Here is a 24942-nt window from a genome sequence, read left to right as displayed (position 1 = left end):
AGTATTCTGTATGCTAGATTGATGTTGGTTTAACAACACTCTGTCACCAAGGAGGAGCCATGCTCTCTGCTAAGTCCCGCCCCGTCATCGAGGCAACCCTCCCCGTCATCGCCGAGCGGATTAACGACATCACCCCCGACTTCTACCAGCGCATGTTCGCCGCCCGCCCCGACCTGCTCGACGGCATGTTCTCCCGCTCATCCCAGCTCGAAGGCACCCAGCCCAAGGCCCTGGCCGGCTCCATCGCGGTCTTTGCCTCCTACATCCTGGCCAACCCCGATAAGTACCCCGACGAGGTACTCTCCCGCGTCGCCCACAAGCACGCCTCGCTGGGCCTGCGCGAAGAAGAATACCCCACCGTCTACAAGTACCTCTTCGAGGCTATCGCCGCTAACCTGGGCGATATTCTGACCCCCGAAATCGCAGAAGCCTGGACCGAGGTCTACTGGCTCATGGCCGACGCCCTCATTAAACTCGAAAAGGGCCTCTACGCCTCCCAGGCCAACGACGTCATGTTCGCCCCCTTCCGCCTGGTAGAGCGCAAGGAAACCGGCGAGAACGTGCTCGACCTTACCTTCGAGCCCGCCAACGCCGTTGCTATGACCGACGCCGTTGCCGGCCAGTACGTTTCGATCGTTACCAAGGCTAAGGACGGCCTGCGCCAGGCCCGCCAGTTCACCCTGCTGCCCGCCGAGAAGAACCAGCGTCGCGTCGCCATCAAGCTCGATACCGCCGGCGAAATGACCCCCATTCTGCACGAGCTGCAGGTCGGCGCTATCGTTGAGGTCTCCAACCCCTACGGTGACGTCACCCTGGGTGGGTTCGGCGACGACGAGTCCCAGCCCCTTTACCTCTTCTCAGCCGGTATCGGCGTCACCCCCATGATTGCCTTCCTGTCCGAACTGGCAGCAACCGGCTCCAAGCGCGAGGTCGTCGTGGTGCACGCCGACCGCTCCTTCACCACCTGGCCCCTGCGCGATGAGATGACCACCTACGTTGAGATGCTCGAAAACGGCCGCCTGGTCTCCTTCATCGAGGCCGCTGGCGAGGGCACCTTCGAGGGCCGCGTCAACGTGGCTGAGCTCAACGTGCCCGCTAACGCTTCTGCCTACCTGTGTGGCCCTCTGGGCTTCATGCAGGGCGTCCGCTCCCAGCTGATCGAAGCTGGCGTGCCCGGCACCAACATCCAGTATGAGATCTTTGGCCCTGACCAGTGGATGCTGCACGACCAGGCCCGCGCCGCCTAAGCTGGCCCAAGGGTAGATAAAAGGACGCCCGCCCCACCTTCCTTGCCGTATGGCAGGAAAGCGGGGCGGGCGTCCTGGTATCTACCTTATGTGTACCGCGCCCTGCTCACTTTAAGCCTGAAAAGTGGGCAGGAGCTGGTACAAAGTGGAGGTGCTTGGGGTGCTTAGCCCTCGCGTACGATCTTCAAGATGGTATCGCGCACGCGCTCCATGGTGGCCTGGTCGGGGGCCTCAAGGTTCAGACGCAGGAAGGGCTCGGTGTTGGAGGGGCGCAGGTTGGCCCACCAGCCCTCGGTCTTGTGCTCGAAGGTGGTGCCGTCCATGTCGGAGACCTCAACGGTGTCGCCGAAGAAGTCGGCAACGCGGGCGATAGCACCGGCCTTGTCTTCCAGCTCAGAGTTAATTTCGCCGGAAGGAACGTAGGGGGAGTAGACAGCACCCAGCTCAGAGAGGGGCTGCTCGCTTTCGCCCAGAGCAGCCAGCACGTGCATGGCGGCCAGCATACCGGTGTCGGCGTTGAAGAAGTCCTTGAAGTAGTAGTGAGCGGAGTGCTCGCCACCAAAGACGCCGGACTCTTCGGCCATCACAGCCTTGATGAAGGAGTGACCCACGCGGGTCTTAATAGCGCGGCCACCCAGCTTCTCAACCAGCTCGGGTACAGCCTTGGAGGTAATCAGGTTGTAGATGATGACGGGCTCGTCGTTGCCCTCAGCCTTGGCACGGGCAATCTCACGCTCAGCCACCAGGGCGGTAATAGCGGACGGAGTAACGGGCTCGCCCTTCTCGTCGATGACGAAGCAGCGGTCGGCGTCGCCGTCGAAAGCCAGGCCGATATCTGCACCGTGCTCAACAACAGCCTTCTGCAGGTCAACCAGGTTGGCAGGCTCCAGGGGGTTGGCGGGGTGGTTGGGGAAGGTGCCATCCAGCTCGAAGTAGAGGGGCACAATTTCCAGGGGCAGGCCGGGCAAAATGGAGTCGCCCAGTACAGCGGGGGTGGTCATGCCGCCCATGCCGTTACCGGCGTCCACAACAACCTTGAGGGGGCGGATGCCCGAGAGGTCAACCAGGTTACGCAGGTACTCTGAGTAGGCCTTGAGAACGTCCTTCTCAGATACAGAACCGGGAACCTCAACGGCGGGAATTTCACCCTCGTTCAGGTACTTCTGGGCTAGGTCACGAATATCAAAGAGACCGGACTCTGATGAGAGGGGAACAGCACCTGCCTTAGACATCTTCATGCCGTTGTACTCGGCAGGGTTGTGGGAGGCGGTGAAGGTGACACCGGCAGCGTTCTCAACGCCGCAGGCGAAGTAGAGCTCGTCGGTAGAAATCAGGCCGATGTTGATGACGTTAGCGCCGCGGGCGGTAGCGCCCTCAGCGAAAGCAACCATGAACTCGGGGCCGGAGGGGCGCATGTCGGCGCCCACCAGGACGTCCTGACCTGCCAGACCGAGAACGTCTACGAAAGCTGCGCCGGTTGCGCGAACGGTCTCGGCGGTGATGGTTTCGCCCACGATGCCGCGAACATCGTAAGCCTTAAAAGATGCGGTTAAATCAATAGTATTCACGAAAGGTAAGTCTAATTGCCCCGTGACCTGTTTAGACAGTATCTAGACAGATTTCCTGTGTGATTTATGGCGATAAACACCAGCTTTCTGGGTCATAAACTGACCCAAGGTGGGGCAGGAGCATGGTTTGATGGTGCCTATGGGTGAACTTTTTTCTTTAGATAATCCGATTCAGAACTACGCCTGGGGCTCCTACGAGACACTGGCCCTTATGCGCGGCGTCCCCGCCCCCACCGAGCAGCCGGAGGCTGAGCTGTGGGTGGGTGCGCACTCATCCGCCCCCTCCGTAGCTCACGTGGACGGCGGCGCCTTCCCGCTCGATGCCCTGGTGGGTGAGCAGCCTTCCCGCTTCCTCAACCCGCAGCGCACCAGCGACACCTTCCCCTTCCTTTTTAAGATTCTGGCGATTGAATCTCCCCTGTCGATTCAGGTGCACCCTACCGACGAGCAGGCCCAGGCAGGGTTCGCGGACGAGAACGCCCGCGGCATCGCCCTTGATGACCCGGCCCGTAACTACAAGGATCGCTTCTCTAAGCCCGAAACCGTTATCGCCCTGTCGCCCATGCGCATCCTGACCGGTGTGCGCGAGTTCGCGGAGCTGCGCGCTATCGCTGAGCACTTCTCCCTGCCCTGGCTCACCGGTGCTCTGGGCGCGGCTAAGACCGCCAAGGAGCTACTCACCGTCATTATCCGCATGCCGCAGGACGCCGCCGCGGCAGCTGTCGAGCAGACCGTCGCGTCCGCACGCGCTTGGATTGCCAAGAACGGTGAAGTTCCCGGCGCTGAATCAACCGCTGCCGGTGTTGCCGAGCTAGTAATCCTGATTGACAGCAAGTACCCCGGCGACCGCGGCCTGCTGGTCGCTCTGGTCATGAACCTGGTCTACCTTGCCCCCGGCGACTCTGCCTACACTCCCGACGGCCAGGTGCACGCCTACGTCTCGGGTACCGCTATTGAGCTGATGAACCCCTCAGATAACGTCATGCGTGCCGGTCTTACCCCCAAGCACATTGACGAGGAAGAACTCATCAAGATCCTCGGTGAGGGCCAGGGCGCACCTACCATCCAGCGTCCTACCCCCACCAGTGAGAAGGCCGCCGAGTACTCCATGTGGGATGAACGCCTGTCTGTCACCCACCTGGTCGTTGAAGAGGGCGAAACCATCACCCTGCCCCTGGCCGGTGTAGCCACCGCCCTGTGTGCAGGTGGCACCGTTGTGGTCAGCGACGAGGTCAAGACCTTCACCCTGACCGGCACCCAGTCGGTCATGTACGTGGGTGAACCCACCGAGGTGACCGTCACCGGCGCAGGCGAACTCTACATCGCAGCCCAGCGCTAAGGCGGAAGGACGCCGCCGCGCGGCGCCTTTCCGTCATCTAGAGCAGGTGCGGGGGAGAGCTGGGTAAAGTAGGTAGGGACGACGTCCGGCGCTCCACCTCCCCAGCCGGGGGAAGAGCCGATAACTCCCACAAGGAAGCCCATGAAAATCATTCTGACTGTCACCGGCCTTGACCACGAAGGCATCATTGCCGGTGTCACCACCAAGCTCGCTGAGCGCAAGGTTAATATCGAGAATCTGTCGCAGACCCTCATGCAGGGCTACTTCACCATGATTCTGCAGGGGAGCTTCGATGATTCTGCCCAGTCGATTACTGACCTGCAAGAGGCTATGAAGCCGGTTGAAGAAGAGCAGCGCGTGCAGATTCGTATTCAGTCTGACGCCATCTTCCAGGCCATGCACACCCTCTAGGAGTTACCGACTATGTTTAGTGACCGTTCCGGTAACGTTCTTGAGACCCTGCAGATGATCGAGGAAGATAAGCTCGATATCCGCACGGTGACCATGGGGATCTCTCTGCTGGATTGCGCCGATTCTGACGGTGAGGTAGCCCGCCAGAAGATTTACGACAAAATCACCTCCCGCGCAGCCCGTCTGGTTGAGGTAGCTGAGGGTATTGAGGCCGAGCTCGGCATTCCCATTATCAATAAGCGTATTTCGGTGACCCCGATTGCCCTGGTGGCGGGTGCCTCGAACGATGAGGACTACGTGGAGTTCGCCAAAACCCTGGACGCCGCTGCTAAGGCTGTGGGGGTTAACTTCATCGGTGGCTTCACCGCCCTGGTTGATAAGGGCGCTACCCCGGCTGATGAGAAGCTCATGCGCTCTATTCCGCGTGCCCTGAACGAAACCGATGTGGTCTGTGCGTCGGTGAATATCGGCTCGTCCCGGGCCGGTATCAACATGACCGCTGTGCGCACCATGGGCGAGGTCATTCGCGAGACCGCTGAGGGCTCCGCTGAAGCCCACGGCTTTGGCTGCTCCAAGCTGGTGGTTTTTGCCAACGCTGTATCTGACAACCCCTTCATGGCAGGTGCCTTCCACGGGGTGCAGGAGGCCGACACCGTTATCTCGGTGGGTGTCTCTGGCCCCGGCGTGGTCAAGCGTGCCCTCGAGAAGGTGCGCGGGGCGTCCTTCGACGACTGTGCTGAAGCTATTAAGAAGGCGGCCTTTAAGATTACCCGCATGGGTCAGCTGGTGGGCACCCTGGCCGCTGAGCGCCTGGGCGTGGAGTTCGGTATCGTCGACCTCTCTCTGGCCCCCACCGCCGAGGTCGGCGACTCGGTAGCCCACGTGCTCGAAGAGATGGGTCTTGAGTCGGTGGGTACCCACGGCACCGTTGCTGCCCTGGCCCTGCTCAATGACGCGGTGAAGAAGGGCGGGCTCATGGCCTGTTCGCACGTGGGTGGCCTCTCGGGCTCCTTCATCCCGATTTCTGAGGATATCGGCATGATTGAAGCTGCTGCTGCCGGCAAGATTACCCTCGATAAGCTCGAAGCTATGACCGCGATTTGTTCCGTGGGCCTAGACATGGTGGCGATTCCCGGCGATACCTCGGCTGCAACCATTTCTGCCATGATTGCCGATGAGGCCGCGATTGGCGTCATGAACCACAAGACTACCGCTGTGCGCGTCATTCCGGCGATCGGCCTGGAGGTCGGTGAGATGGTGGAGTTTGGTGGTCTGCTGGGCCGCGCCCCCGTTATGCCTGCCCACCCCGAGTCGGCTGAGGTCTTTGTGGCCCGTGGCGGACGCATCCCCTCCCCGGTGCACGGCTTCCGCAACTAACCTCCGCAGTAGGTACCATCTAAATCGGAAAAACCCACCTGGTTGGTGGGTTTTTCTGACTTAAGTGGTACCTACCCCTGATGAGGGGCGCGGACGCGGGGTGAGCGGCACCGTCACGTAGGGCAGGAACCAGCCGATGAGGGGTCCCACAGAAAAAGCGATGAGCAGGGTGCCCACACCGAAGTGGCCGCCCATGGCGATGCCAGCTGCCACCACGGTCACCTCTAGTACGGTGCGTACTAGCCAGACGGGACGGCCGGTGACGCGCACCAGCCCGGTCATGAGCCCGTCGCGCGGTCCGGAACCGAACTGGGCGCCCAAGTAGAGGGCGTCAAAAAAGGAAAAGGCCAGAATGCCTACCGCCAGATAGACCCACTGGGTCAGCACCCCGGCGGGGTCGGGAATGATATCCATCGCTACATCGGCCGATAGGCCCACCAAAATAGCGTTGGCAAGGGTGCCCAGCCCCGGCATTTCTTTGAGGGGCAGCCAGAAGAGTAGCACCACAAAAGAAGTAATAATGGTCAGCGCCCCGTAGCTCATGCCGGTGATTTCCATCAGGCCCAGGGTGAGTACGTCCCAGCCCAGGGCGCCCAGGCCAGCCTTAATGAGTAGGGCACAGGAGGCCCCGAAACCTACCAGACCGACCACGAGTAGGGGCAGGCGCAGGGCAAGTTTTCCTGCGCGCAACTGCTGCAGAGGCCCAAGGTGGGCGAGCGGACGGGGAGCGGACTGGGCCATGTGGGTGCTTTCTGGCAGGAGAAGGGCAGGGAGCTAGGCGATGAAGCTGGTCATCATGGCTTCGAAGGCCAGTCGGGCGCCGGCGTTGGTGCGGATGCGGCGGCGGGTGGTAGCGACCGTATCGAGGTGGGCTAGGGTGCGCTCGGGGCTGGTGCGCTCGGCGTAGGCGTAGATGTCATCGGCTAGGTGGGCGTTGATGATGTCTGCCCCGGTGGAGAGCTGCACGGTGAGCACATCGCGGAAGACGGTTTGAATGTCGGCCAAGAACCGGTCGAGGGTGTCGGTCTGAATGCGCTTGGCGCGGCGTTTTTGGTCTTCTTCGAGCTGGCGCACCTGGGCCCGGTGGGTGGGGGAGAGCTTCTCGCCGTCCTCATAACCCAGGGCAGTGAGCAGGGCGGAACGCTCGGCTTCGTTGCGGGCTTCGGCATCCGCTTCGGCTTCTGCCTCGGCGATGGTGATGAGGTCGTCGGCGGCCTCCATGGCAGCGGCAATGGAACGCAGGGTGATGGGCATCTGCACCACGGTGCTGCGTCGTTTACGGGCTTCGGGGTCGGTGGCTAGCTTGTGGGCTACGTCCAGATTGCCCTGGGCCAGGCGGGCTACGAAGTCTGCCTGGTGGGGCTCAAGCGGGGTGCCGCTTGCCTGCGCGTCGGCAAGAAGCCGGGCGGCGACGTCCGCCACTGAGGGCAGGCGTAGCTTGACCGGGCGGCAGCGGGAGCGAATGGTTACCAGGACGTCCGCGGGCGAGGGGGCGGTGAGCAGCCAGATGGTGTAGGGCGGGGGCTCTTCAATAGCTTTGAGTAGCACGTTGGAGGTGCGTTCGGGCATGCGGTCGGCGTCCTCAATGAGCATGACGCGCCAGCGCCCTACCGCGGGGCGATCCTGGGCTTTGACCACGAAGTCACGGGCTTCTTCGATGGTGATGGTTGTCTTTTCGGTGGTGAAGTGCAGGAAGTCGGCGTGGGAGCCGCTGAGCACCGTCTGGCAGGAGCGGCAGTGCCCGCAGCCCCGGGCGGCCGGGTCTGGCTGGTCGCAGAGCAGGGCGGCGGCGAAGGCCAGGGCAGCGGTGGAGCGTCCCGCACCGGGAGGGCCGGTGAAGAGCCAGGCGTGGGTTGGTTTCTCTTCGGCGGCGGCGCGGGTGAGCTGGGCGCGTACGTCGAGCTGGCCGGTGAGGGTGTCAAAGACGCTCATGCGATACTCCCCAGGGCTGCTGCCAGCACGTCCTTGTGGACGTCCTCGATGGGGCGGGCGCCGTCAATGCGGGCGTACCGCTCGGGGGTGGCGTCGGCTAGCTGCTGGAAGGTGGCGTGTAGGGTGCGGTGGAAGGTGTCATCTGCTGATTCCATGCGGTCGGCGGCGCCCCGGGCACCTGCGCGGGAGCGTCCTTCGGCCAGGGGCACATCGAGCAGAATGGTGGTGTCGGGCAGCAGATTAGAGGTGGCCCAGCGGCTGAGGTCGACTACGGTGTCAATGCCCAGGCCGCGGCCTGCCCCCTGGTAGGCGGCTGAAGAATCAATGTAGCGGTCGCAGAGCACCACCTGCCCGGCTTCAAGGGCGGGGCGGATCTTCTGGTGGGCGTGGGCTGCGCGGGAGGCAGCAAAAATCAGGGCCTCGGTGTGGGGGTCAATCTCACCGTTGCCGTGCTCAAGAACCAGGGTGCGGAGTTTCTCACCGATATCGGTTCCGCCGGGTTCGCGGGTGACCAGCACCGAGTAGCCGCGTTCGGTTAGGGCGTCGGCCAGGAGTTTAATCTGGGTGGTTTTGCCCGAGCCGTCCCCGCCTTCGAAGGCGATAAAGGTGCCGGGGTAGGGGCGGGCCGCGCTGCTCGCGTCCGCCAGGTGGGGGCGGACGCCCGGGTCGGCTTCTGGGGTGTAAGAAAGTGCGTGGGTCACGGGTATAAGCCTACCAAGGCGCTGCGCCTGCCGTCCGGTCTACCCGAGACTACTCTCTAGCCCGTCCCATATGTCACCCTGGGGCGTACCCCTGGCACTGGGCCTAGTGCTGCGCGTATCGTTGAATCTATGACTGAACAGAACCTCTCACCCGAAACCCGCCTGGTGGCTGGTGGCCGCCCCGCCCACGACGATCTGGCTCCTGTGAACCCGCCGATTGCTATGTCGTCCACCTTCCGCCAGACAGGCCCCTCAGACCTCAACACCTACGCCCGTTTCTCCAACCAGAGCTGGGACGGCATCGAAGAGGTCGTCGCTGACCTTGAAGGGGCAGAGCTGCCCGGCCTGGTCTTTGCCTCCGGCATGGCAGCCGTTGCCGCGGTGCAGGACCTGGTACCCGTTGGCTCTATTATTCTGCTGCCCGAGCACACCTACATGGCCTCTGTGTCTATGGCCAAGCGCCTCGAAGCCCGCGGTATCACCACCGTGGTGCGTCTCGACATTGAAAACACCGAGTCCGTCATTGCCGAACTCGAAAAGGCCGCCGCTACCGCAGGCGTCACCCCCGAGACCGTCAACTACGCTGCCCCCAAGGTGCTGCTGTGGATGGAGTCCCCCACCAACCCCATGATGGAGGTCGCCGACCTGCCCGCCGTCCTCGGTGCCGCCAAGCGCCTGGGCATTGTCTCTGCCGTTGATAACACCTTCGCAACCCCGCTGGGGCAGAACCCGCTGGCCCTGGGTGCCGACGTGGTCGTCCACTCCGCCACCAAGTCCATCGCCGGTCACTCCGATGTGCTGCTGGGTATCACCGTCACCTCTAACCCGACCCTGCGCGAAGCCATGGCCGCCCACCGCACCACCAACGGCGCTATCGCCGGCCCCTTCGAGGCCTGGCTGGGTCTGCGCGGCGTCCGTACCCTGGGCGTGCGCCTTGAACGCGCCGCCGCTAACGCCCTCGAACTGGCCCAGCGCCTGCAGGCCCACCCCGCCGTCAAGGCCGTGCGCTACCCCGGCCTGCCCACCGACCCCGGCTTTGAGCGGGCGTCCGCGCAGATGCGCACCTTCGGCTCAATCCTCTCCATCACCCTCGACGCCACCGCCGAAGAAACCGACCGCGTGGTCAAGGCCCTGAACATCTGGACGCCCGCAACCAGCCTCGGTGGCGTAGAATCACTGATTGAACGCCGCCGCCGCCACGGCTCAGAGCCCCACTCAATCCCCGAGTCACTGCTGCGCCTGTCGGTAGGCATCGAGAACGTCGATGACCTCTACAACGACCTGGCAGCGGCCCTAGAAAACCTCAAGTAGCGAACGGACGCCATGACCCCTATTGACCTGATTGTGTTGGTTACCTACTACGTGGGCCTTGCCCTGGCCCTGGTAGTTGCCGCCCTGTCGATTTTCGCGCTGATTGAGGCCGCCCGCGCTTCAAGCTACGCCTACCAGAGCGCCTTCAAACGTACCAAGGGCTTCTGGGTTGGCGTGACCGCTGCCTCGGCTGCTTTCTCTGTACTGATGGTCTGGCAGTCCATGGCCGTCGGTGGCGGGTCTGTCTTCATGCAGCTCATTGCCGCAACCGCCGTGGGCGTATTCCTCGCGGACGTCCGCCCCGCCGTAGCGGTGCGCCGCCGCTAGCCGCAGCTTGCGTTAAGGTCTGAAAAACCCACACATATTCACGAAGAAACCCCCGGAAAAGACCGGGTTTTCCGTGAATATGTGTGGGTTTATCTTTGCTTTGGGGGTTGGGAGTGGGATAATAGGGAGCATGACTTACAAATTGGTACTGCTCCGTCACGGGCAATCAGAATGGAACGAAAAGAACCTCTTCACCGGCTGGGTAGACGTTGCCCTGACCGAGAAGGGCCGCGCCGAAGCCACCCGCGGTGGCGAACTGCTGAAGGAACGCGGCATCCTCCCCGATGTCGTCCACACCTCCCTGCAGCGCCGCGCCATCAACACCGCCAACCTGGCTCTCGATGCCGCCGACCGCCACTGGATTCCCGTCAAGCGCAACTGGCGCCTGAACGAGCGTCACTACGGTGCGCTCCAGGGCAAGGACAAGACTCAGACCCTCGAAACCTACGGTGAAGAGCAGTTTATGACCTGGCGTCGCTCCTACGACGTTCCGCCTCCGGCCCTCGACGACAACGACGAGTTCTCCCAGGCGAACGACCCCCGCTACGCAGACATCGAGAACGCCCCCCGCACCGAGTGCCTGAAGGACGTCCTCGAGCGCATGCTGCCCTACTGGGAGTCAGACATCAAGGAAGACCTGAAGGCTGGCAAGACCGTTCTGGTTGCTGCCCACGGTAACTCCCTGCGTGCCCTGGTCAAGAACCTCGAAGGTATCTCAGATGAGGATATCGCCGGTCTGAACATCCCCACCGGTATCCCCCTCTACTACGAGCTCGACGAGAACTTCAAGCCCGTTGGCCCCGGCGAGTACCTCGACCCCGAGGCTGCTAAGGACGCCATCAAGGCTGTTGCTAACCAGGGTAAGAAGTAAATCCCCGGTAGGTACCACTTAAATCAGAAAAACCCACCAACTAGGTGGGTTTTTCTGATTTAAGTGGTACCTTCTGACGGAGATGGTACCTGCCAGCCTAGATGCTGGGCACCGCGTTCCAGTCGCCGGTGACCAGGTAGGTGACCTTGCGGGCTACCGACACACCGTGGTCGCCAAAGCGCTCCAGGTAACGGGAGACCAGGGTGACGTCAACGGTGACCTGGGCGTTCTGGCCCCAGTCGGGGGCTGCCATGCGGTTGAAGACCTCAACGTGGAGTTCGTTGATGCGCATCTTGTTCTTGATGATGTCCTGGGTATGGGAGAGCTCGCGGGTCTCGAGCAGGCTGATGACGCTGGCGATAACCTTCTGGTCAAGCTCGATGATTTCGCGGAAGACCGGCACGATGGACTCGGGCAGGACGTGCTCGGGGTAGCGCATACGGGCAACCTGGGCGACGTGGCGGGCAAGGTCGCCCATGCGCTCCAGGGAGGAGCTCATGCGCAGGGCGCCAACAATCATGCGCAGGTCGGAGGCTACCGGGCCCTGCAGAGCCAGAATGTCGATAGCACGCTCATCGAGTTCGTTTTGCATGAAGTCGATGCGGGCATCGTTGGTAATGACCTCTTCGGCTTCTTGAATATCGGCCTGCAAGAAGGCGTCCGAAGCGCGGCCGAGAGCCTCCTGGACTAGGGTAGCGATATGAATCAGCTCTTCGCCGACGTGCTGTAGTTCGGCTTGGAAGACTTTGCGCACGTGCGCGTCCTTTCCATCTGGGGAAGTGTGGGGCACCGGGCAGACTTCTGCCTACGGCTACCCCTTTAGAGTGCCAAGGCCACATGAACACAAACACATGGTTGGGTAAACGTTAGTTGAACCCCCGGGTATTTAGGACGCTGAGGGGCGCGGGGCGGGGCTTGTAGGCTCTAAGCTGGTAGATGTGAACCCTACTGTGATTGCTTTGTCTGCCGCTGTGCTGGGGCTCCTCATCGGCGTGGTGAGCATGCTCGCCGTGCAACGGAGTGAGCGTCAGCGCGCTCGCTGGGCCGACGTTGAAGAGCCGACCATTAGCGACGGCGCCGCCGAGGTGCTGGCGGTCATTGGTCGCGCCTACATGGTGGTGGACGCTGTGGACGGCGTGGTGCAGGCTTCTCCGGGCGCCTACGCCTTAGGGCTGGTGCGCGGGCATACAGTGGTCTCTGACGAGCTGCTAGAGATGATCGGCGCGGTGCGGTCCAAGGGCATCATCGTCGAAAAAGAAATTATCCTCACCCGTGGCTTTTACGACCAGAGCCGCCTGGTGATTGACCTGCGCGTGGCCCCGGTAGGCGATGAATATATCTTGGTGCTGGCCGATGACCGCACCGAAATTACCCGCGCCCAGACCGTCCGCACCGACTTCGTAGCCAACATATCGCACGAACTAAAAACCCCGGTGGGGGCGGTTGGACTTATGGCTGAGGCCATCGAGTCATCGGCGGACGATCCCGAGTCGGTGCTCTACTTTTCGGGCAAGCTCAAGAAAGAGTCCCGGCGGTTAGCGGCACTGGTGCAGGACGTCATTGAACTCTCCCGCCTGCAATCAACCGATATGGTGCTGAACTCTACCCTGGTTGATATTGAGCAGGTGGTAGCTGAGTCGGTCGACCGTAACCGCCTCACAGCCGAGGGTAAAAATATTGAACTCCTGGTGGGCGGAAAGGCCCCCCGACCGGTCCACGGCGACCCCGAGCTGCTGGGCACCGCCCTGCGTAACCTCATCGAGAACGCTATTCGTTACTCGCCCGAGAACACCAAGGTGGGAATCGGCATGGCAGTGAAGGGCGACACTGTTAGAATTTCTGTGAAAGACCAGGGCCCGGGCATTCCCGATGACGAGCAAGACCGCATTTTTGAGCGCTTCTACCGGGTTGATCCGGCGCGTTCGCGTCAGACCGGGGGCACGGGCCTGGGCTTGAGCATTGTGAAGCACATTGTGGGTCAGCACGGTGGCGAGGTGACCCTCTGGTCCCAACCCGGTTCCGGCTCAACTTTCACCATTGCCCTGCCCATTGTTGATGAAGAAACCGAACAAGACCTGCTGGGGGAGCACCCGCCGACGGGCTCGCTTACCCAGATAACAGACCACAACATCCACACAGTGCCGCGCTCTGCGGGGTCGGCACAGACCGCGAAGGAAACAAAGTAAGTGACCCGTATTTTAGTGGTTGAGGACGAAGAGTCGCTGAGCGAGCCCCTGGCCTTTTTGCTGGGTCGTGAGGGCTTTGAGGTGCAGGTGGTCGATAACGGCCTGGACGCCGTGGTTGAGTTCGAGCGGAATGGTGCAGACCTGGTGCTCCTCGACATCATGCTCCCCGGCCAGTCCGGCACCGAGGTCTGTAAGCAGATTCGCGCCACCAGCGCGGTTCCCATCATCATGCTGACCGCTAAAGACTCAGAAATCGATAAGGTGCTCGGCCTTGAACTGGGTGCTGACGACTACGTCACCAAGCCCTATTCCTCCCGCGAGCTCATCGCCCGCATCCGCGCCGTCCTGCGCCGCCAGGGCGAACCCGAAGAGCACGACGCCGGGGCGATTGAGGGCGGCCCGGTGCGCATGGACGTTGAGCGCCACGTGGTGACCGTATCCGGCGAAACCGTAGCTATGCCCCTCAAGGAGTTTGAGCTGCTTGAGATGCTGCTGCGGAATGCAGGACGCGTGATGACGCGCTCGCAGCTGATCGACCGGGTCTGGGGTGCTGACTACGTGGGCGATACCAAGACCCTTGATGTGCACATTAAGCGCCTGCGCTCCAAGGTTGAGCCCGACCCCTCGTCCCCGCGCTACGTGGTCACCGTGCGCGGCCTGGGCTACAAGTTTGAACCCTAAACCGGCACACCAGGCCAGGTGAAGCAGTGGGGCGGGCCCTTCAGTTACCTGAAGGGCCCGCCCCACATCTTTAAAGCGAAAGGATTTTAGCCGTTGCTGCTAGCGGTTTCGGTAGCGCTGGGAGTAGCCGCTGCGGTGGGCAGGTAGGGGGCGTACTCTTCCAGGGCGCCGTCAAGAACCGGAACGTTGAAGGTGGTGGTGCTGGAGGTGACGTTGGAGGAGACCTCGACGTCCTTCAGCAGCAGACCGGGGTTAGCGCCGGCCTCAGCCAGAAGAAGTTCGTTCTCGTCGTTTTCCAGGCGGACTTCCTGGCCAGCGGGAACCTCAACGGTGAGAGTTTCGGTGGGGAAGGCCAGGGTGACGGTGGCGTCCTCCTCGGTCTGGTTCAGAATGGTGCCCAGCACGCGGCCCTGTGAGGCCTCATCGGCTGCGATGACCATGATGTTGCGGAGCTGGATATCCTGCTGGTTGTTCTCGCCTAGCAGGTTAGCCATCTGGCCGTCGGAGGCGGAGTAGACGATGGTGGTGGCGGGCTGGTTGGTGTAGGTGCAACCGGTGGTGGCCAGCAGGGCTCCAGCGATGGCAACGAGGGCGCTGGCGCGCTTGACGGTCACAGAAGCGGTGTTCTTCACAGCTCTAGCTCCTTGTTGGGGTATGTAGTCTGCCGGTGGGGCAGAGAAAGTGTGTGTGCTCCGCGCCGAGGTACGGAATTTTTGGTCTGTTCAGGTCACATTCTATCTGGTTTAACGACAATACGTCTGTATCAACGGGGCAAAAGGGCGTAAATGAAGCACACTGGTTCGCTGAGAGCACCGGGCCTATTTTGAGACTTTAAGGGTGCTGTCTTTCGTTGCATGGTAGAATAGGTAGGCTGAAAGGGGTTTATCCATATGGTTTTTGAGGTTGGCGAAACAGTCGTTTACCCTCACCACGGTGCCGCAACGATTGAAGAAATCAAGATGCGCAAGATCCGTGGCGAAGAGAAGATGTACCTGAAACTCAAGGTCGCTAACGGTGACCTGGTCATTGAGGTTCCCGCTGAGAACGTCGATATGGTGGGCGTGCGCGATGTCGTTGACGAGCGCGGTCTGCAGGAAGTCATTGACGTACTTCAGGCTACTGATACCGAAGAAGCAGCAAACTGGTCCCGCCGCTACAAGGCTAACGTTGAGAAGCTGGCATCTGGCGATGTGCTGAAGGTTGCCGAGGTCGTCCGCGACCTGTGGCGCCGCGAGAACGACCGTGGCCTGTCTGCCGGTGAGAAGCGCATGCTGGCTAAGGCCCGTCAGATTCTGTCGTCTGAGGTTGCCCTGGCTAAGGACATCGACGAAGAAGCTGCCGAGGTTGAACTCGATAAGATTCTCGAGGGCGTCTAAACTTTCGGGTATGCTCACTAGCTGTGAGCACTCTAGATTTTTCTGATACAGCGGGCACCGCAACCACATCTGGTGGTTCGGTGCTCGCTGTTGTTATTGTGGCGGCCGGCTCGGGGTCGCGTCTGGGCGCGGGTATACCGAAGGCAGCGGTGCAGGTTGCCGGGCGCACCCTGCTGGAATGGGCCTTGGCCGGTGCCCGGGAGTCGGGCGTGGCGGCACGGCTGGTGGTGACGGTGCCCCCGCAGGACGTTGAGCTTCGGCAGGTCTGTGCCCGGTACGGTGCCCTGGCGGTGCCCGGCGGCGCAACGCGCGCCGAATCGGTGACGGCTGCCCTGGCTGCGATTGCGGACGCAGCCCCCCTGCCGGGTGCCCCCGAGCAGCTGCCTACTGGCGTCCTGGTGCACGATGCCGCCCGCTGCTTCACCCCCGCTAGCGTCTATCACCGGGTGGCTACCGCCCTTGATGCGGGGGAGAGAGCTGTGATTCCGACCCTGCCCGTGGTCGATACCATTAAGACGGTGGATGCTGCCGGGTACGTGAGCGGCACCCCGGCCCGGGCGCAGCTGCGGGCTGTGCAGACCCCCCAGGGCTTTAACCTGGCTACCCTTGTGCAGGCCCACCGCGATGTTGCCTCCCTGGCCCCCGAGGTTGCCGAAAGCATCACCGATGATGCCATGCTGGCTGAAACCCTGGGGCTGCCGGTTGCGACCGTCGAGGGGGCTGCCGAAGCCTTCAAGATTACGACCCCTCTTGACCTGACCCTAGCTACAGCCCTCTACGACGAAAAGAGAGAATCATGATTCCCCGTATTGGCACCGGTACTGATGTGCACGCTTTTGGTGAAGAAGGCACCGAACTGTGGGTGGCAGGTTTGTACTGGCCGGGCCAGCACGGGCTCTCAGGCCACTCGGACGGCGACGTGGTAGCTCACGCGGCTGCTGACGCCCTTTTCTCGGCCAGCGGTACGGGTGATTTGGGTTCGAACTTTGGGGTGGACCGGCCCGATATGGCAGGTGCTTCCGGCGTGCGGATTCTCTCTGAGGCCGCTGCGATTGTGCGCGCTGCCGGGTTCGAGATTGGCAACATCGCGGTGCAGCTGATTGGCAATAAACCCAAGTTTTCCCCGCGCCGGGACGAGGCTAACCGCGTTCTATCCGAGGCCGCCGGGGCCCCGGTGACGGTCACCGCTACGACTACCGACGGACTGGGCCTGACCGGTCGGGGCGAGGGCGTGGCGGCTACCGCTGTGGCTCTGGTTTACCCGCTTAGCTAGATGGCATAGAGGTTACTGCAGACCGGTGCGCTGCCCCAGCCAGGGCAGGGCGTCGGCGAAAGCCGCTTCCCAGACCTTCCACTCGTGTTTGCCCCGATAGGTTTTCCACTGCACGTCGAGCCCGGCCTGTTGAGCCGCGGTGTAGAGACCTTCTAGCCCCGAACGGTAGGAGGGGTCGTCGTTCGTCCCCATGGAGAAAATCCCGGTGGGGCCGGGTTTCGTGTAGGTGCCTTGGTCCAGCATACTGGCCGGGTCGTTAGCCAGGTAGGATGCTGAGTCGCCGCCAAAGCCCTGGCTGATGGTGAGTTCTTCACTGCCGAGGGAGGGGTTAGCTTCACCCGACATATCCAGGAAGGTGGGGTAGATGTCGGGGGTCCGCAGGGCGGCTTGGAAGGCGCAGGTTCCGCCGTTTGAGAGCCCGGCGATAGTCCAGTGAGAATGGTCGGTGTCGACCTGCAGGTTGCTGGTAATCCAGGTGGGTACGGTCTCTTGCAGGTAGGTGGCTACCTGCCCGTGGGCGGTATCGCTGCAGAGCGGGTTATTCCAGTCGTCACCGAGCTGGTCGACCACCACCACAACGGGGGCTAGCCCGGCGTGGTTCGCGGCGTAGGAGTTGAGTATGCTCTGCACCCCACCGAGGTTGAACCAGTCAGCAGGGGCACCGGGCTGCCCGGCCATGAGGACGACGACGGGCAGCAGCGGACGCGGGTTACTGAAGTAGGCCGGGGGCAGGTAGATGTATGCGTCTCGCGGTGTAAAGGCAGGATCATTGGCCGGTATATTTTCGCGGATGACGGTTCCTGCGCTCGCCATATCGGCCGGGGCTTTCCACTCGCTTGCCAGGGTTTGCCCGCCGGTATCGTAGGCGGTGACGGGTGTAGAGGCATCTGCCTGGGCCAGGCTGCTGGTGGGTACGGTAATTCCCAGGGCGGACGCCAGGGTGGGGTAGCCCCCGTAGTAGGCGTTGAGCCCCAGCCCGGTGAGGGTAAGCCCCAGAACTATCGTGAGGGTAGCTGCCAATACCGAATGAGCCCGGCGCAGGCGTCCGCGCCCTGCCCAACCTGCCGCGGTGAGAACCACCGCGTAGATAACCACCCACAGGGCGTAGCCCGACCAGAGCCAGGTGGGCGCATCGATGCCCTCAGCGACGGGGTGCCACACGTTGTTGGTGAGGTAGGCAGTAAGGGCAACGAGAGCCGCAACTACCACCACAATCAGCAGCTGGGTACGCCAGCGCACAGCGCCCCTAGCCCGCACCAGCAGTACTAGCGCCAGCACCACCGCAAGCCCGATCGCTAGCGGCCCCCAGAAGTCGGCGCGCAGGTCAACGGAGCGGGCAAAGTCAGCGAACATTACTTCTCCTGGGAGCCCATGGCCTGCACGATACCCAGCACGTCTTTAGCCTTCATCTCGGGTAGGTAGGCGTGGGAGACCGCGATGCCGATTGCCGGTAGATCACCGGAGTCGGGGGTGACCAGATACATGGGCTCAAACCGCGGGCGGAACTTGGCCTTGAAGGTCAACAGAGAGCGGAAGCCATAGAGGGGTTCCATACGCTCACCCAGGTAGTCCAAGAGCCGGTCGAGGCCGCTGCGTTCTGCCGGGGCAACAGAGTGGGCCAGGGGAGCGCCGGAGAGGGAGAGAATCTCGAGCCCCTCGTCCTTGGCGTCCTGGGCAGCCGAGGCAATCAGGAACTCCATGGAGGCGGCGAAGACGCCCTCGGCGTCGCGGCGGCGCATGAAGTCCAGGGTGAGACCGATGACGCGGCTCTGCCGGTGCACGGGCATCCAGGAGGTTACCCCATGAATGAAGCCGCTCTCATCAAGGGCGAGCAGGATGCGGGTATCGGGGTCCTTGAGCTCTTCGAGACCGCCGAGCGTAAAGCCCATCTCGGGTAGGGACTTCTCAGAGATCCAGCCTTCAGAAATCTCAACAATCTGGGCCCATTCGGCTAGGAGCAGGTCGTTATAGGTGGTCCACTTAGTGGTGATGCCCTGCTTGCCTGCCTGATTGAGGGCGGTGCGGATGGACTGGAATTTTTTACCCGAGAACTTGAGGTCAGCCAGGTCGATGATGGCTTCCTCGGCGACCTGCCAGGAACTCCACCCCAGGGCCTGGGCAGCCTGCTGGGTGGGAGCGTGCACCGAGTAAAGGGCCGGAGCCAGGCCCCGGTCGGTGCAAAAACGGGCGAACTCCTGCACGGCCTGATCAACTCGCTCGGGAGCCGCTGCCGGGTCACCGACGGTCAGGGCTACACCCCCGTGGTCGAGGTAGGCAAAGCCCTCTTGCCCGCTGCTAGAAATCCAGTAGTTGCGGTTATCCCAGGTGCCAATCCAGCCCAGGGTGCCCGCCCCTTGGGCACGAACCAGCTCAAGGTAACGGTTGCGGTTCTGGGCGGTGTCCCCGGCAGGAACGGTCAGTACCCGGTAGGTGCAGATAATGAGGGTGAGCCAGGTCAGGGCGGGGGCCAGCCAGTGCAGCGAGGTAGTGAGCCAGGAGGTTCCGGCGTAGGAGGGCGGGAGCACATACCAGGCGGCTGAGGGCAGGAGCTTGACCAGGTAGTCCAGGGCAAAGGGCAGGGGAGTGGGGTGAGGGGCAAAGCCCTGCGGGAAGACCGTGGCTGCAACCGTGACCAGCACCAGCCCGGTAAGGGCTACCAGCCCTACGGTCCGCGCGGACGCCCGCAGCGCCCGGCCCGATGAGGCTAGCGGGAAGTAGCGCAGGGTGGCTAGAACCAGGGCAATAAGGGCGGCAGGTACCAGCACGGGCACGAGCAGGCGGGCACCGGCATCCTCAAGTTCTGCGATCGCGCCCAGGGGCGCAAGGTGCTGGCCTAGCACACCGGAGTAAATCACTAGGCGCAGTACCGAAAAGAGCAGGATGACCCCCTGCAGCACCAGGATGCCGTAGGCGGCTAGACGTCGCCCTCGCGCCAGTCCCTGGGCAAGAACAAGTTGAAGGACGAGGGGGAAGAGGGCCAGCGCGCTCGCTAAGAATCCCTTGGTCTGCTCTAGATAGACCTGGTGGGCGCACAGGGCGCTCGCTGCATTGCTGGCGCAGAGTGAGTTAAGGGCGGCATCGGTAAGGTTGCCTGCTCCCACTTCGTATCGGGCTGCCGCTAGGGGGCCTATGGGGTTGGGGGCATGGGCGGCGAAGAAGATACCCAGAGAAATTGCAGCGATGGTGAGAGCTACCAGGGTACGAGCTTCATGGCGGGTTCCCACCAGAGAATGCTCGCGGGTGGGTGCCGGTATCAGAAAGACTCCGCAGGCCCAGCCGGTGAGCGCTGCCAGCACCAGCCCGATATCGTGCAGGGAGCCACCAAAAAGGAACAGGCCCAGGAGCAGGGTGCAGGCGAGCAGGCGGACGCGACGCCGCCAGATGATGGAGTAGGTACGGCTTGCAGCCAGGAGGGAACCGGTCAGCATGAGAGGCAGGCCAAAGACCGAGTGGGTGGTCAGTGCCTGGGCCCAGCCGGGTATGAGCCCCTCTGCTACTGAGAAGACGATGGTGAGGGCTGCAGCGGGGGCCAGGTAGCTCGCTAGCGCTGTGAGGGTGAACCGCCAGGTGCCCAGGGCTCGTTCGATCAGGGGCCCGACCAATACAAGGATTATCAGGAAGAAGATGGTGCTGACCGGCTTGTAGTTGATGATGACGCCGGTCACCGGCTCCCATGTTGCGGTGAAGTTACCCGGCTGGAAGGTCAGGGCCGTTGCCCGCTCCCGCCCGAGCAGGAGCTGGGTGAGTAGGCCAATGAGGGCCAGCACCACCAGCAGGGCTGTTAAGGGCGCAGCGGTGATGTAGGTGGTGAGGTATTCACGGGCCCAGCGCAGGCGCCGGGCGGACGCACGCTGAGAGCCGGTGAGGGCCGGGGCCGGGGGAGGTGTCGAGGGCACAGCAGAATCCTGGTCAGTTATGCAAAAAGTGAGGTGTTATTCTCGTTCAGTATAGACCCGGCCTATCAGCGCTAAAATAAGCCTGTCCCTGTTAACACCACCCCAAGCTGTAAAGAAGTACCTGTGAACGCCGACCCCCTTGAACCCCGCCCTCACCTGCTAAGCCAGGACGGGGGACGCGTCATCGCCTGGCACGAATTTGGGCAGACAGAAGCACCCACAGCTACCGTCATCTACTGCCACGGCACTCCCGGTACCGGCTACGAGGCACTTTTCCTTGACGAGGCAGCCCGTGAGCTGGGTATCCGCATTATCGCCCCGGACCGCCCGGGGCTGGGAGCGTCGGACGCCGTCCCCTACCGGCTGGTTGGCACCTGGGCAGAAGAGGACGCCACTGCCATTATCAACCACCTGGAGCTTGACCGCTTTAGCGTCATCGGCTTCTCCGGCGGCGGGCCCCACGCCATGAGCCTGGCAGCCCTCCACCCCGACAAGGTAGAGCAGCTCATCCTGCTGGCCCCCTTCACCCATCACCCCCTCTGGGAGTCCCACTTAGGGCTTAACCTCACCCCGCTGCGCGTTCACTTCTCCCACCTCACCCTCTCCTGGTTCCCCAAACCGCTCATCGACCTCACCTCCCGCGCCCTGAGCCGCCCCCTGGCGTCCGCCTCGACCTTGGCCTCCGCCCTGGGCCGCGACGTGCAGGGCCACACCGCCGCCTACCGCATGGCCATCTCCCACGACTACGCCCTGCAGTTCTCCATCGAGGGCGGCGTGCAAGACGAATACGCGATTCAGGACGACTGGGGCTTCTCAGAAACCACCGTCAAAACCCCGGTGCACCTCTGGGTCGCCGGGCGCGACATGGCCGTCAAACCCGCCCGTGCCCGCAACCTGGGGCTCCGCCTGGGAGCCCAGATTCACGAACTACCGCGCGACGGCCATTTCTCCCTGCTCATTAACCACGCAGCTAGCGTCCTCGCACCGGTTCTACAGCGCACGGTAAACTGTTAGGCGTGACTCTACGTTTTTATGATTCAGCAACAGCAAGCGTCCGTGATTTCACCCCGGTTCACCCCGGCGAAGCCCGCATCTACTACTGCGGTGCCACCGTTCAGGGTGCCCCGCACATTGGGCACGTGCGCTCGGGCCTGGTCTTTGACCAGCTCTCCCGCTGGCTGACCTACCGCGGTTACAAGGTCACCACGGTTCGTAACGTCACCGATATCGACGACAAGATTCTGGTGAACTCGGCTGCCTCTTTTGAGCCCGGCTACACCGGCGAACACCCGGCTGAAGAGTGGTGGGCCCTGGCCTACCGCTTTGAGCGGGTCTTCGGCCAGGCCTACGCCTCCCTCAATATCGCACCCCCCACCTACGAACCGCGCGCCACCGGGCATATCCCCGAGATGTTTGCCCTCATTCAGCGTCTCATTGACCGCGGCCATGCCTACCCTGCAACCGACGGCTGCGGCGACGTCTACTTCGATGTGCGCTCCTGGGAGAACTACGGTGCCCTGACCCGCCAGAAGATTGACGATATGCAGGACGCCCCGGACGCCGATCCCCGCGGCAAGCGCGACCCCCGCGACTTTGCCCTGTGGAAGGCTTATAAGGAGGGTGAGCCCGTCACCGCCTCCTGGGATTCCCCCTGGGGTAAGGGACGCCCCGGCTGGCACCTGGAATGCTCCGCCATGGCAGGCAAGTACCTGGGCGAGACTTTTGATATTCACGGTGGCGGCCTCGATCTGCGCTTCCCCCACCACGAAAATGAGATGGCTCAGTCCCAGGCAGCCGGCTACGGCTTTGCCAACTTCTGGATGCACAATGGCCTGGTCAACTACGAGGGCGAGAAGATGTCCAAGTCCATTGGCAACATCATCACCCCCGCCCAGATGCTCGAAGCTGCCCGCCCCCTGGTCGTCCGCTACTACCTGGGCCAGGCCCACTACCGCTCCGTCCTCGACTACCACCCCACCTCCCTCGAAGAGGCTCGTGTAGCCGTTGAACGCGTTGAAGCCTTCTTGGCCGCAACCCGCGACTACCATCGCGAAGACGCCGCGGTACCCGAGGCCTTTGCCGAGGCCATGGACGATGACCTCAACATCCCCAAGGCTCTGGCTGCCCTGCACGCGGGCGTCCGCGCCGGTAACGCAGCCCTGGCTGCCGGTGAATCCGCCCAGGACGCCGCCGAGCAGGTCTACGCTATGGCCAAGGTGCTGGGGCTGGTAGAGCTCATGTCCTTCAGCCAGGCAGGGGCTGCCGCCAACGAACCCGGCGAACACGCAGCGCTCGACTCTCTGATTCAGACCATGCTGACCCAGCGTGCCGAAGCCCGCGAGGCTAAAGACTGGGCCCGCGCAGACCAAATCCGCGACGCCCTGGCTGCCGCCGGCATCACCGTCAAGGACGGCGCATCCGGCTCCACCTGGTCCCTCTAACTCACTGCGCTACCGTGCTCCATCTCTCGCCCCACAGGGCGCAAGGGGTCGGTAAGCTAGAAAACAATTCATAGACATCTATCAAAGGACGAGATTTATGGCGAAGGCAGGCTCACGCCCCGGCGCAACCAACAAAAAGAAGGGCCCCACCAAGGGCACCGGCGGCCACGGCCGTAAGGCCCTCGAAGGCCGCGGCAACACCCCCAAGGCAGAAGACCGCGTCTACCACAAGGCCTACAAGATGAAGAAGGCCGCCGAAAACCGCAAGGCAACGAACACCCTGCGCTCCCGCCAGCCCCGCCTGGGCGGCAAGCGTGCCTCCGACGAACTGGTCACCGGCCGTAACTCCGTACTTGAGGCCCTGCAGACCGAGATCCCTGCCAAGACCCTCTTCGTCATGTCCCGCATCGAGGTCGATGACCGCGTCCGCGACATCATGACCGAAGCCAACAAGCAGGGCCTGCCCATGCTCGAAATTGGCCGTAATGAGCTGGACCGTCTCACCGACCACGCTGTCCACCAGGGTGTTGCCCTGCAGATTCCGCCCTATAAGTACCCGGACGCCGGCAACCTGGTCCTCGACACCATGGATCGCTGGTACGACAAGAAGATGAGCACCCCGCCGCTCTTCGTTGCCCTGGACGGCATCACCGACCCCCGCAACCTGGGCGCCATCATCCGCTCCGTCTCAGCCTTCTCGGGTAACGGCGTCATCATCCCCGAGCGCCGCTCGGCAGCCATGACCGCCTCAGCCTGGAAAACCTCATCCGGTGCTGCTGCCCGTATCCCCGTAGCTAAGGCCACTAACCTGACCCGCGTGATCCAGCAGGCTAAGGACGCCGGCATCTTCGTCGTCGGTCTGGACGGCGGCGGCGACATAGACCTGCCCAACCTTGAACTAGCCTCTGAACCGCTCATGATTGTTGTTGGTTCAGAAGGCAAGGGGTTGTCACGACTGGTCACCGAGAACTGCGACCAAATCGTTTCGATTCCCATTAGCTCAGCGATGGAATCGCTCAACGCCTCCATGGCAGTAGGAATCTCCCTCTACGAGGTATCCCGCCGCCGAGCTGCCTAAGCTTCTTATAAGAACGAAGTGCTCTCCCGCGATAGCGGGGGAGCACTTCTTGTTTATCTAGTCTGAGGGGCAGGACGCAGGCTCACGAGGGCTTATGTGAGCCAGAATAAGGGTCTGGCTCACAAAAAATCCCTAAAATCAAGCCTTCTGAAGAGATTCAGAAAAACTTTAAAAAATCTTTTTCTCTGTTAATTATGGTTTTGACTAGGTCATTTGCTGTTCTTGGCGGTGGCTCTTGGGGTGAAAATGCCCCAAAAGTGTCTCTTTCGGGTTGCGTGGTCTGAAAAACCTGCGTAGAGTATTACGAGTCGCCACGGCACAGGGGAAACCCGCCAAGCGACAAAACACCTAGTCACATAGCGAATTCAGGCCCCGGCCGGAACCGAGAAATCCCAACTCGCACGAGTGAGATTTTGAAGTAACAATCCAGCCGAAAGCCACTGTGAGACACAACACGGAACACCGAGTTGACACATAGAAAAGAAACGCGTTAGACTAGACGAGTTGCCCAAACGGGTAACACAAAAACTGAGAATGACCGATACGAAACACCGGCCAACATCTGGCTAGGGTTGAGAATGCGGTTTGTTGCTTGAAAACTCAATAGCGTACCAATGTTATAAATAACATTCTTATCGTCCACACTACACACTAGTGTTCACAAGGAACACCAGGTAGTGCGGAAATTGAACTGATACCAAATATTTATATAACAATGTGAGAAACCAACGGTTTCTTACAGAATTTGATAATCAATTGGTTTCAGATTCGTCAGCTCGAACCACACCACCCCGTGGTGAATGGTTCGCTAACAATCAGAGACTAGGATCATCAACTACTTCATTTTTCTAACGGAGAGTTTGATTCTGGCTCAGGACGAACGCTGGCGGCGTGCTTAACACATGCAAGTCGAACGATGAAGCCCAG

At 62.0% G+C, this 24942-nt stretch carries 24 protein-coding genes and 1 rRNA gene; 16 read left to right on the top strand and 9 right to left on the bottom strand.

From position 1 onward, the window contains the following. Positions 1-59: 59 nt before the first annotated feature. A complete protein-coding gene (locus ACED88_RS06925; RefSeq protein ID WP_449109143.1) occupies positions 60-1247 on the top strand; it encodes a globin domain-containing protein in 1188 nt (395 codons plus the stop codon). Positions 1248-1411: 164 nt separating this feature from the next. Here the strand turns inward: ACED88_RS06925 and ACED88_RS06920 are convergent, their stop codons facing one another. After that, a complete protein-coding gene (locus ACED88_RS06920; protein ID WP_449109142.1) occupies positions 1412-2815 on the bottom strand; it encodes a phosphomannomutase/phosphoglucomutase in 1404 nt (467 codons plus the stop codon). Between the two features lie 139 nt (positions 2816-2954). Between ACED88_RS06920 and manA the strand changes: the two genes are divergently transcribed. Beyond that, on the top strand, positions 2955-4154 hold the full coding sequence (gene manA, locus ACED88_RS06915) for a mannose-6-phosphate isomerase, class I (protein ID WP_449109141.1): 1200 nt from the start codon (positions 2955-2957) through the stop codon (positions 4152-4154). Here the strand turns inward: manA and ACED88_RS06910 are convergent. After that, on the bottom strand, positions 4151-4297 hold the full coding sequence (locus ACED88_RS06910; RefSeq protein ID WP_431463683.1) for a hypothetical protein: 147 nt from the start codon (positions 4295-4297) through the stop codon (positions 4151-4153). The two genes, manA and ACED88_RS06910, sit on opposite strands and share 4 nt — an antisense overlap. Between ACED88_RS06910 and ACED88_RS06905 the strand changes: the two genes are divergently transcribed. Continuing rightward, positions 4296-4565: an ACT domain-containing protein gene (locus tag ACED88_RS06905; RefSeq protein WP_237206077.1), complete on the top strand. Its 270-nt coding sequence runs from the start codon at positions 4296-4298 to the stop codon at positions 4563-4565. The two genes, ACED88_RS06910 and ACED88_RS06905, sit on opposite strands and share 2 nt — an antisense overlap. A 12-nt stretch (positions 4566-4577) precedes the next feature. Further along, positions 4578-5942, top strand: a complete 1365-nt coding sequence (locus ACED88_RS06900) for a DUF711 family protein (protein ID WP_449109140.1) — start codon at positions 4578-4580, stop codon at positions 5940-5942. A 60-nt stretch (positions 5943-6002) separates the two neighbouring features. Here the strand turns inward: ACED88_RS06900 and yczE are convergent, their stop codons facing one another. Genes yczE through tmk form a run of 3 tightly spaced genes read right to left on the bottom strand, consistent with a single transcriptional unit; the run spans position 6003 to position 8575 of the window. Next, positions 6003-6683, bottom strand: coding sequence for a membrane protein YczE (gene yczE, locus ACED88_RS06895; RefSeq protein ID WP_449109139.1), 681 nt, complete (start codon positions 6681-6683; stop codon positions 6003-6005). 33 nt (positions 6684-6716) lie between these two features. Further along, positions 6717-7874 (bottom strand): DNA polymerase III subunit delta', encoded by a 1158-nt coding sequence (locus ACED88_RS06890; protein WP_449109138.1) that lies wholly within the window; start codon positions 7872-7874, stop codon positions 6717-6719. Beyond that, positions 7871-8575, bottom strand: coding sequence for a dTMP kinase (gene tmk, locus ACED88_RS06885; protein WP_449109137.1), 705 nt, complete (start codon positions 8573-8575; stop codon positions 7871-7873). The genes ACED88_RS06890 and tmk overlap by 4 nt, the downstream gene beginning before the upstream one ends. A 129-nt stretch (positions 8576-8704) precedes the next feature. Between tmk and ACED88_RS06880 the strand changes: the two genes are divergently transcribed. The 3 genes from ACED88_RS06880 to ACED88_RS06870 all read left to right on the top strand — a co-directional run bounded on the left by ACED88_RS06880 (position 8705) and on the right by ACED88_RS06870 (position 11084). After that, on the top strand, positions 8705-9886 hold the full coding sequence (locus ACED88_RS06880; RefSeq protein WP_449109136.1) for a trans-sulfuration enzyme family protein: 1182 nt from the start codon (positions 8705-8707) through the stop codon (positions 9884-9886). 12 nt (positions 9887-9898) lie between these two features. Further along, the gene (locus tag ACED88_RS06875; protein ID WP_237207076.1) at positions 9899-10213 is read left to right on the top strand and encodes a DUF2516 family protein; all 315 of its coding nucleotides are present in this window, start codon (positions 9899-9901) and stop codon (positions 10211-10213) included. A gap of 130 nt (positions 10214-10343) precedes the next feature. Further along, entirely contained in the window at positions 10344-11084 is a 741-nt protein-coding gene (locus tag ACED88_RS06870) for a phosphoglyceromutase (protein ID WP_135013359.1), read from the top strand. A gap of 97 nt (positions 11085-11181) precedes the next feature. Here ACED88_RS06870 and phoU read toward each other — a convergent pair whose 3' ends face one another. Further along, positions 11182-11838, bottom strand: a complete 657-nt coding sequence (gene phoU, locus ACED88_RS06865) for a phosphate signaling complex protein PhoU (RefSeq protein ID WP_449109135.1) — start codon at positions 11836-11838, stop codon at positions 11182-11184. Between the two features lie 184 nt (positions 11839-12022). Here phoU and ACED88_RS06860 point away from each other — a divergent pair, with 184 nt between their 5' ends. Then, positions 12023-13270, top strand: coding sequence for a sensor histidine kinase (locus tag ACED88_RS06860; RefSeq protein ID WP_449109134.1), 1248 nt, complete (start codon positions 12023-12025; stop codon positions 13268-13270). Continuing rightward, positions 13271-13951, top strand: coding sequence for a winged helix-turn-helix domain-containing protein (locus ACED88_RS06855; protein WP_449109133.1), 681 nt, complete (start codon positions 13271-13273; stop codon positions 13949-13951). It begins immediately after the preceding gene. Positions 13952-14037: 86 nt separating this feature from the next. Here the strand turns inward: ACED88_RS06855 and ACED88_RS06850 are convergent, their stop codons facing one another. Continuing rightward, on the bottom strand, positions 14038-14583 hold the full coding sequence (locus tag ACED88_RS06850) for a hypothetical protein (protein WP_449109132.1): 546 nt from the start codon (positions 14581-14583) through the stop codon (positions 14038-14040). Positions 14584-14841: 258 nt separating this feature from the next. On the opposite strand from ACED88_RS06850, the gene ACED88_RS06845 reads away from it, so the two are divergent. The 3 genes from ACED88_RS06845 to ispF are packed head-to-tail and all read left to right on the top strand — an operon-like array spanning position 14842 to position 16600. Next, positions 14842-15327 carry a CarD family transcriptional regulator gene (locus ACED88_RS06845; protein WP_185173529.1) on the top strand — a complete coding sequence of 162 codons (486 nt, stop codon included), beginning with the start codon at positions 14842-14844 and terminating at the stop codon, positions 15325-15327. A gap of 23 nt (positions 15328-15350) precedes the next feature. Then, positions 15351-16127 carry a 2-C-methyl-D-erythritol 4-phosphate cytidylyltransferase gene (ispD, locus tag ACED88_RS06840; protein WP_449109131.1) on the top strand — a complete coding sequence of 259 codons (777 nt, stop codon included), beginning with the start codon at positions 15351-15353 and terminating at the stop codon, positions 16125-16127. Next, a complete protein-coding gene (ispF, locus tag ACED88_RS06835) occupies positions 16124-16600 on the top strand; it encodes a 2-C-methyl-D-erythritol 2,4-cyclodiphosphate synthase (protein ID WP_449109130.1) in 477 nt (158 codons plus the stop codon). Before ispD ends, ispF begins: the two co-directional genes overlap by 4 nt. A gap of 12 nt (positions 16601-16612) precedes the next feature. On the opposite strand, the gene ACED88_RS06830 is transcribed toward ispF, so the two are convergent. Both ACED88_RS06830 and ACED88_RS06825 read right to left on the bottom strand, forming a co-directional pair. Then, the gene (locus ACED88_RS06830) at positions 16613-17953 is read right to left on the bottom strand and encodes an alpha/beta hydrolase (RefSeq protein ID WP_449109129.1); all 1341 of its coding nucleotides are present in this window, start codon (positions 17951-17953) and stop codon (positions 16613-16615) included. After that, positions 17953-20496 (bottom strand): bifunctional lysylphosphatidylglycerol flippase/synthetase MprF, encoded by a 2544-nt coding sequence (locus ACED88_RS06825; protein ID WP_449109128.1) that lies wholly within the window; start codon positions 20494-20496, stop codon positions 17953-17955. The genes ACED88_RS06830 and ACED88_RS06825 overlap by 1 nt, the downstream gene beginning before the upstream one ends. Before the next feature lie 123 nt (positions 20497-20619). On the opposite strand from ACED88_RS06825, the gene ACED88_RS06820 reads away from it, so the two are divergent. The 4 genes from ACED88_RS06820 to ACED88_RS06805 form a co-directional block, all read left to right on the top strand. Continuing rightward, positions 20620-21510, top strand: coding sequence for an alpha/beta fold hydrolase (locus ACED88_RS06820; protein ID WP_449109127.1), 891 nt, complete (start codon positions 20620-20622; stop codon positions 21508-21510). A 2-nt stretch (positions 21511-21512) separates the two neighbouring features. Beyond that, the gene (gene cysS, locus ACED88_RS06815; RefSeq protein WP_449109126.1) at positions 21513-22937 is read left to right on the top strand and encodes a cysteine--tRNA ligase; all 1425 of its coding nucleotides are present in this window, start codon (positions 21513-21515) and stop codon (positions 22935-22937) included. A 97-nt stretch (positions 22938-23034) separates the two neighbouring features. Continuing rightward, positions 23035-24015, top strand: coding sequence for a 23S rRNA (guanosine(2251)-2'-O)-methyltransferase RlmB (gene rlmB, locus ACED88_RS06810; RefSeq protein ID WP_449109125.1), 981 nt, complete (start codon positions 23035-23037; stop codon positions 24013-24015). 848 nt (positions 24016-24863) lie between these two features. After that, positions 24864-24942 (top strand): 16S ribosomal RNA (locus ACED88_RS06805); the annotation flags it as partial.

The organism is Rothia sp. 11273D007AR (assembly GCF_053547255.1).
This window is presented reverse-complemented; position numbering and strand designations above follow the sequence as displayed.

Bases quoted from the DNA above. Each gene is read 5' to 3' on its own strand.
- ispF (WP_449109130.1), top strand. From the start codon at position 16,124: ATGATTCCCCGTATTGGCACCGGTACTGATGTGCACGCTTTTGGTGAA.
- ACED88_RS06890 (WP_449109138.1), bottom strand. From the start codon at position 7,874: ATGAGCGTCTTTGACACCCTCACCGGCCAGCTCGACGTACGCGCCCAG.
- ACED88_RS06830 (WP_449109129.1), bottom strand. From the start codon at position 17,953: ATGTTCGCTGACTTTGCCCGCTCCGTTGACCTGCGCGCCGACTTCTGG.
- ACED88_RS06900 (WP_449109140.1), top strand. From the start codon at position 4,578: ATGTTTAGTGACCGTTCCGGTAACGTTCTTGAGACCCTGCAGATGATC.
- ACED88_RS06870 (WP_135013359.1), top strand. From the start codon at position 10,344: ATGACTTACAAATTGGTACTGCTCCGTCACGGGCAATCAGAATGGAAC.
- ACED88_RS06925 (WP_449109143.1), top strand. From the start codon at position 60: ATGCTCTCTGCTAAGTCCCGCCCCGTCATCGAGGCAACCCTCCCCGTC.
- yczE (WP_449109139.1), bottom strand. From the start codon at position 6,683: ATGGCCCAGTCCGCTCCCCGTCCGCTCGCCCACCTTGGGCCTCTGCAG.
- ACED88_RS06845 (WP_185173529.1), top strand. From the start codon at position 14,842: ATGGTTTTTGAGGTTGGCGAAACAGTCGTTTACCCTCACCACGGTGCC.
- rlmB (WP_449109125.1), top strand. From the start codon at position 23,035: ATGGCGAAGGCAGGCTCACGCCCCGGCGCAACCAACAAAAAGAAGGGC.
- ACED88_RS06910 (WP_431463683.1), bottom strand. From the start codon at position 4,297: ATGGGCTTCCTTGTGGGAGTTATCGGCTCTTCCCCCGGCTGGGGAGGT.
- ACED88_RS06905 (WP_237206077.1), top strand. From the start codon at position 4,296: ATGAAAATCATTCTGACTGTCACCGGCCTTGACCACGAAGGCATCATT.
- ACED88_RS06875 (WP_237207076.1), top strand. From the start codon at position 9,899: ATGACCCCTATTGACCTGATTGTGTTGGTTACCTACTACGTGGGCCTT.
- manA (WP_449109141.1), top strand. From the start codon at position 2,955: ATGGGTGAACTTTTTTCTTTAGATAATCCGATTCAGAACTACGCCTGG.
- ACED88_RS06880 (WP_449109136.1), top strand. From the start codon at position 8,705: ATGACTGAACAGAACCTCTCACCCGAAACCCGCCTGGTGGCTGGTGGC.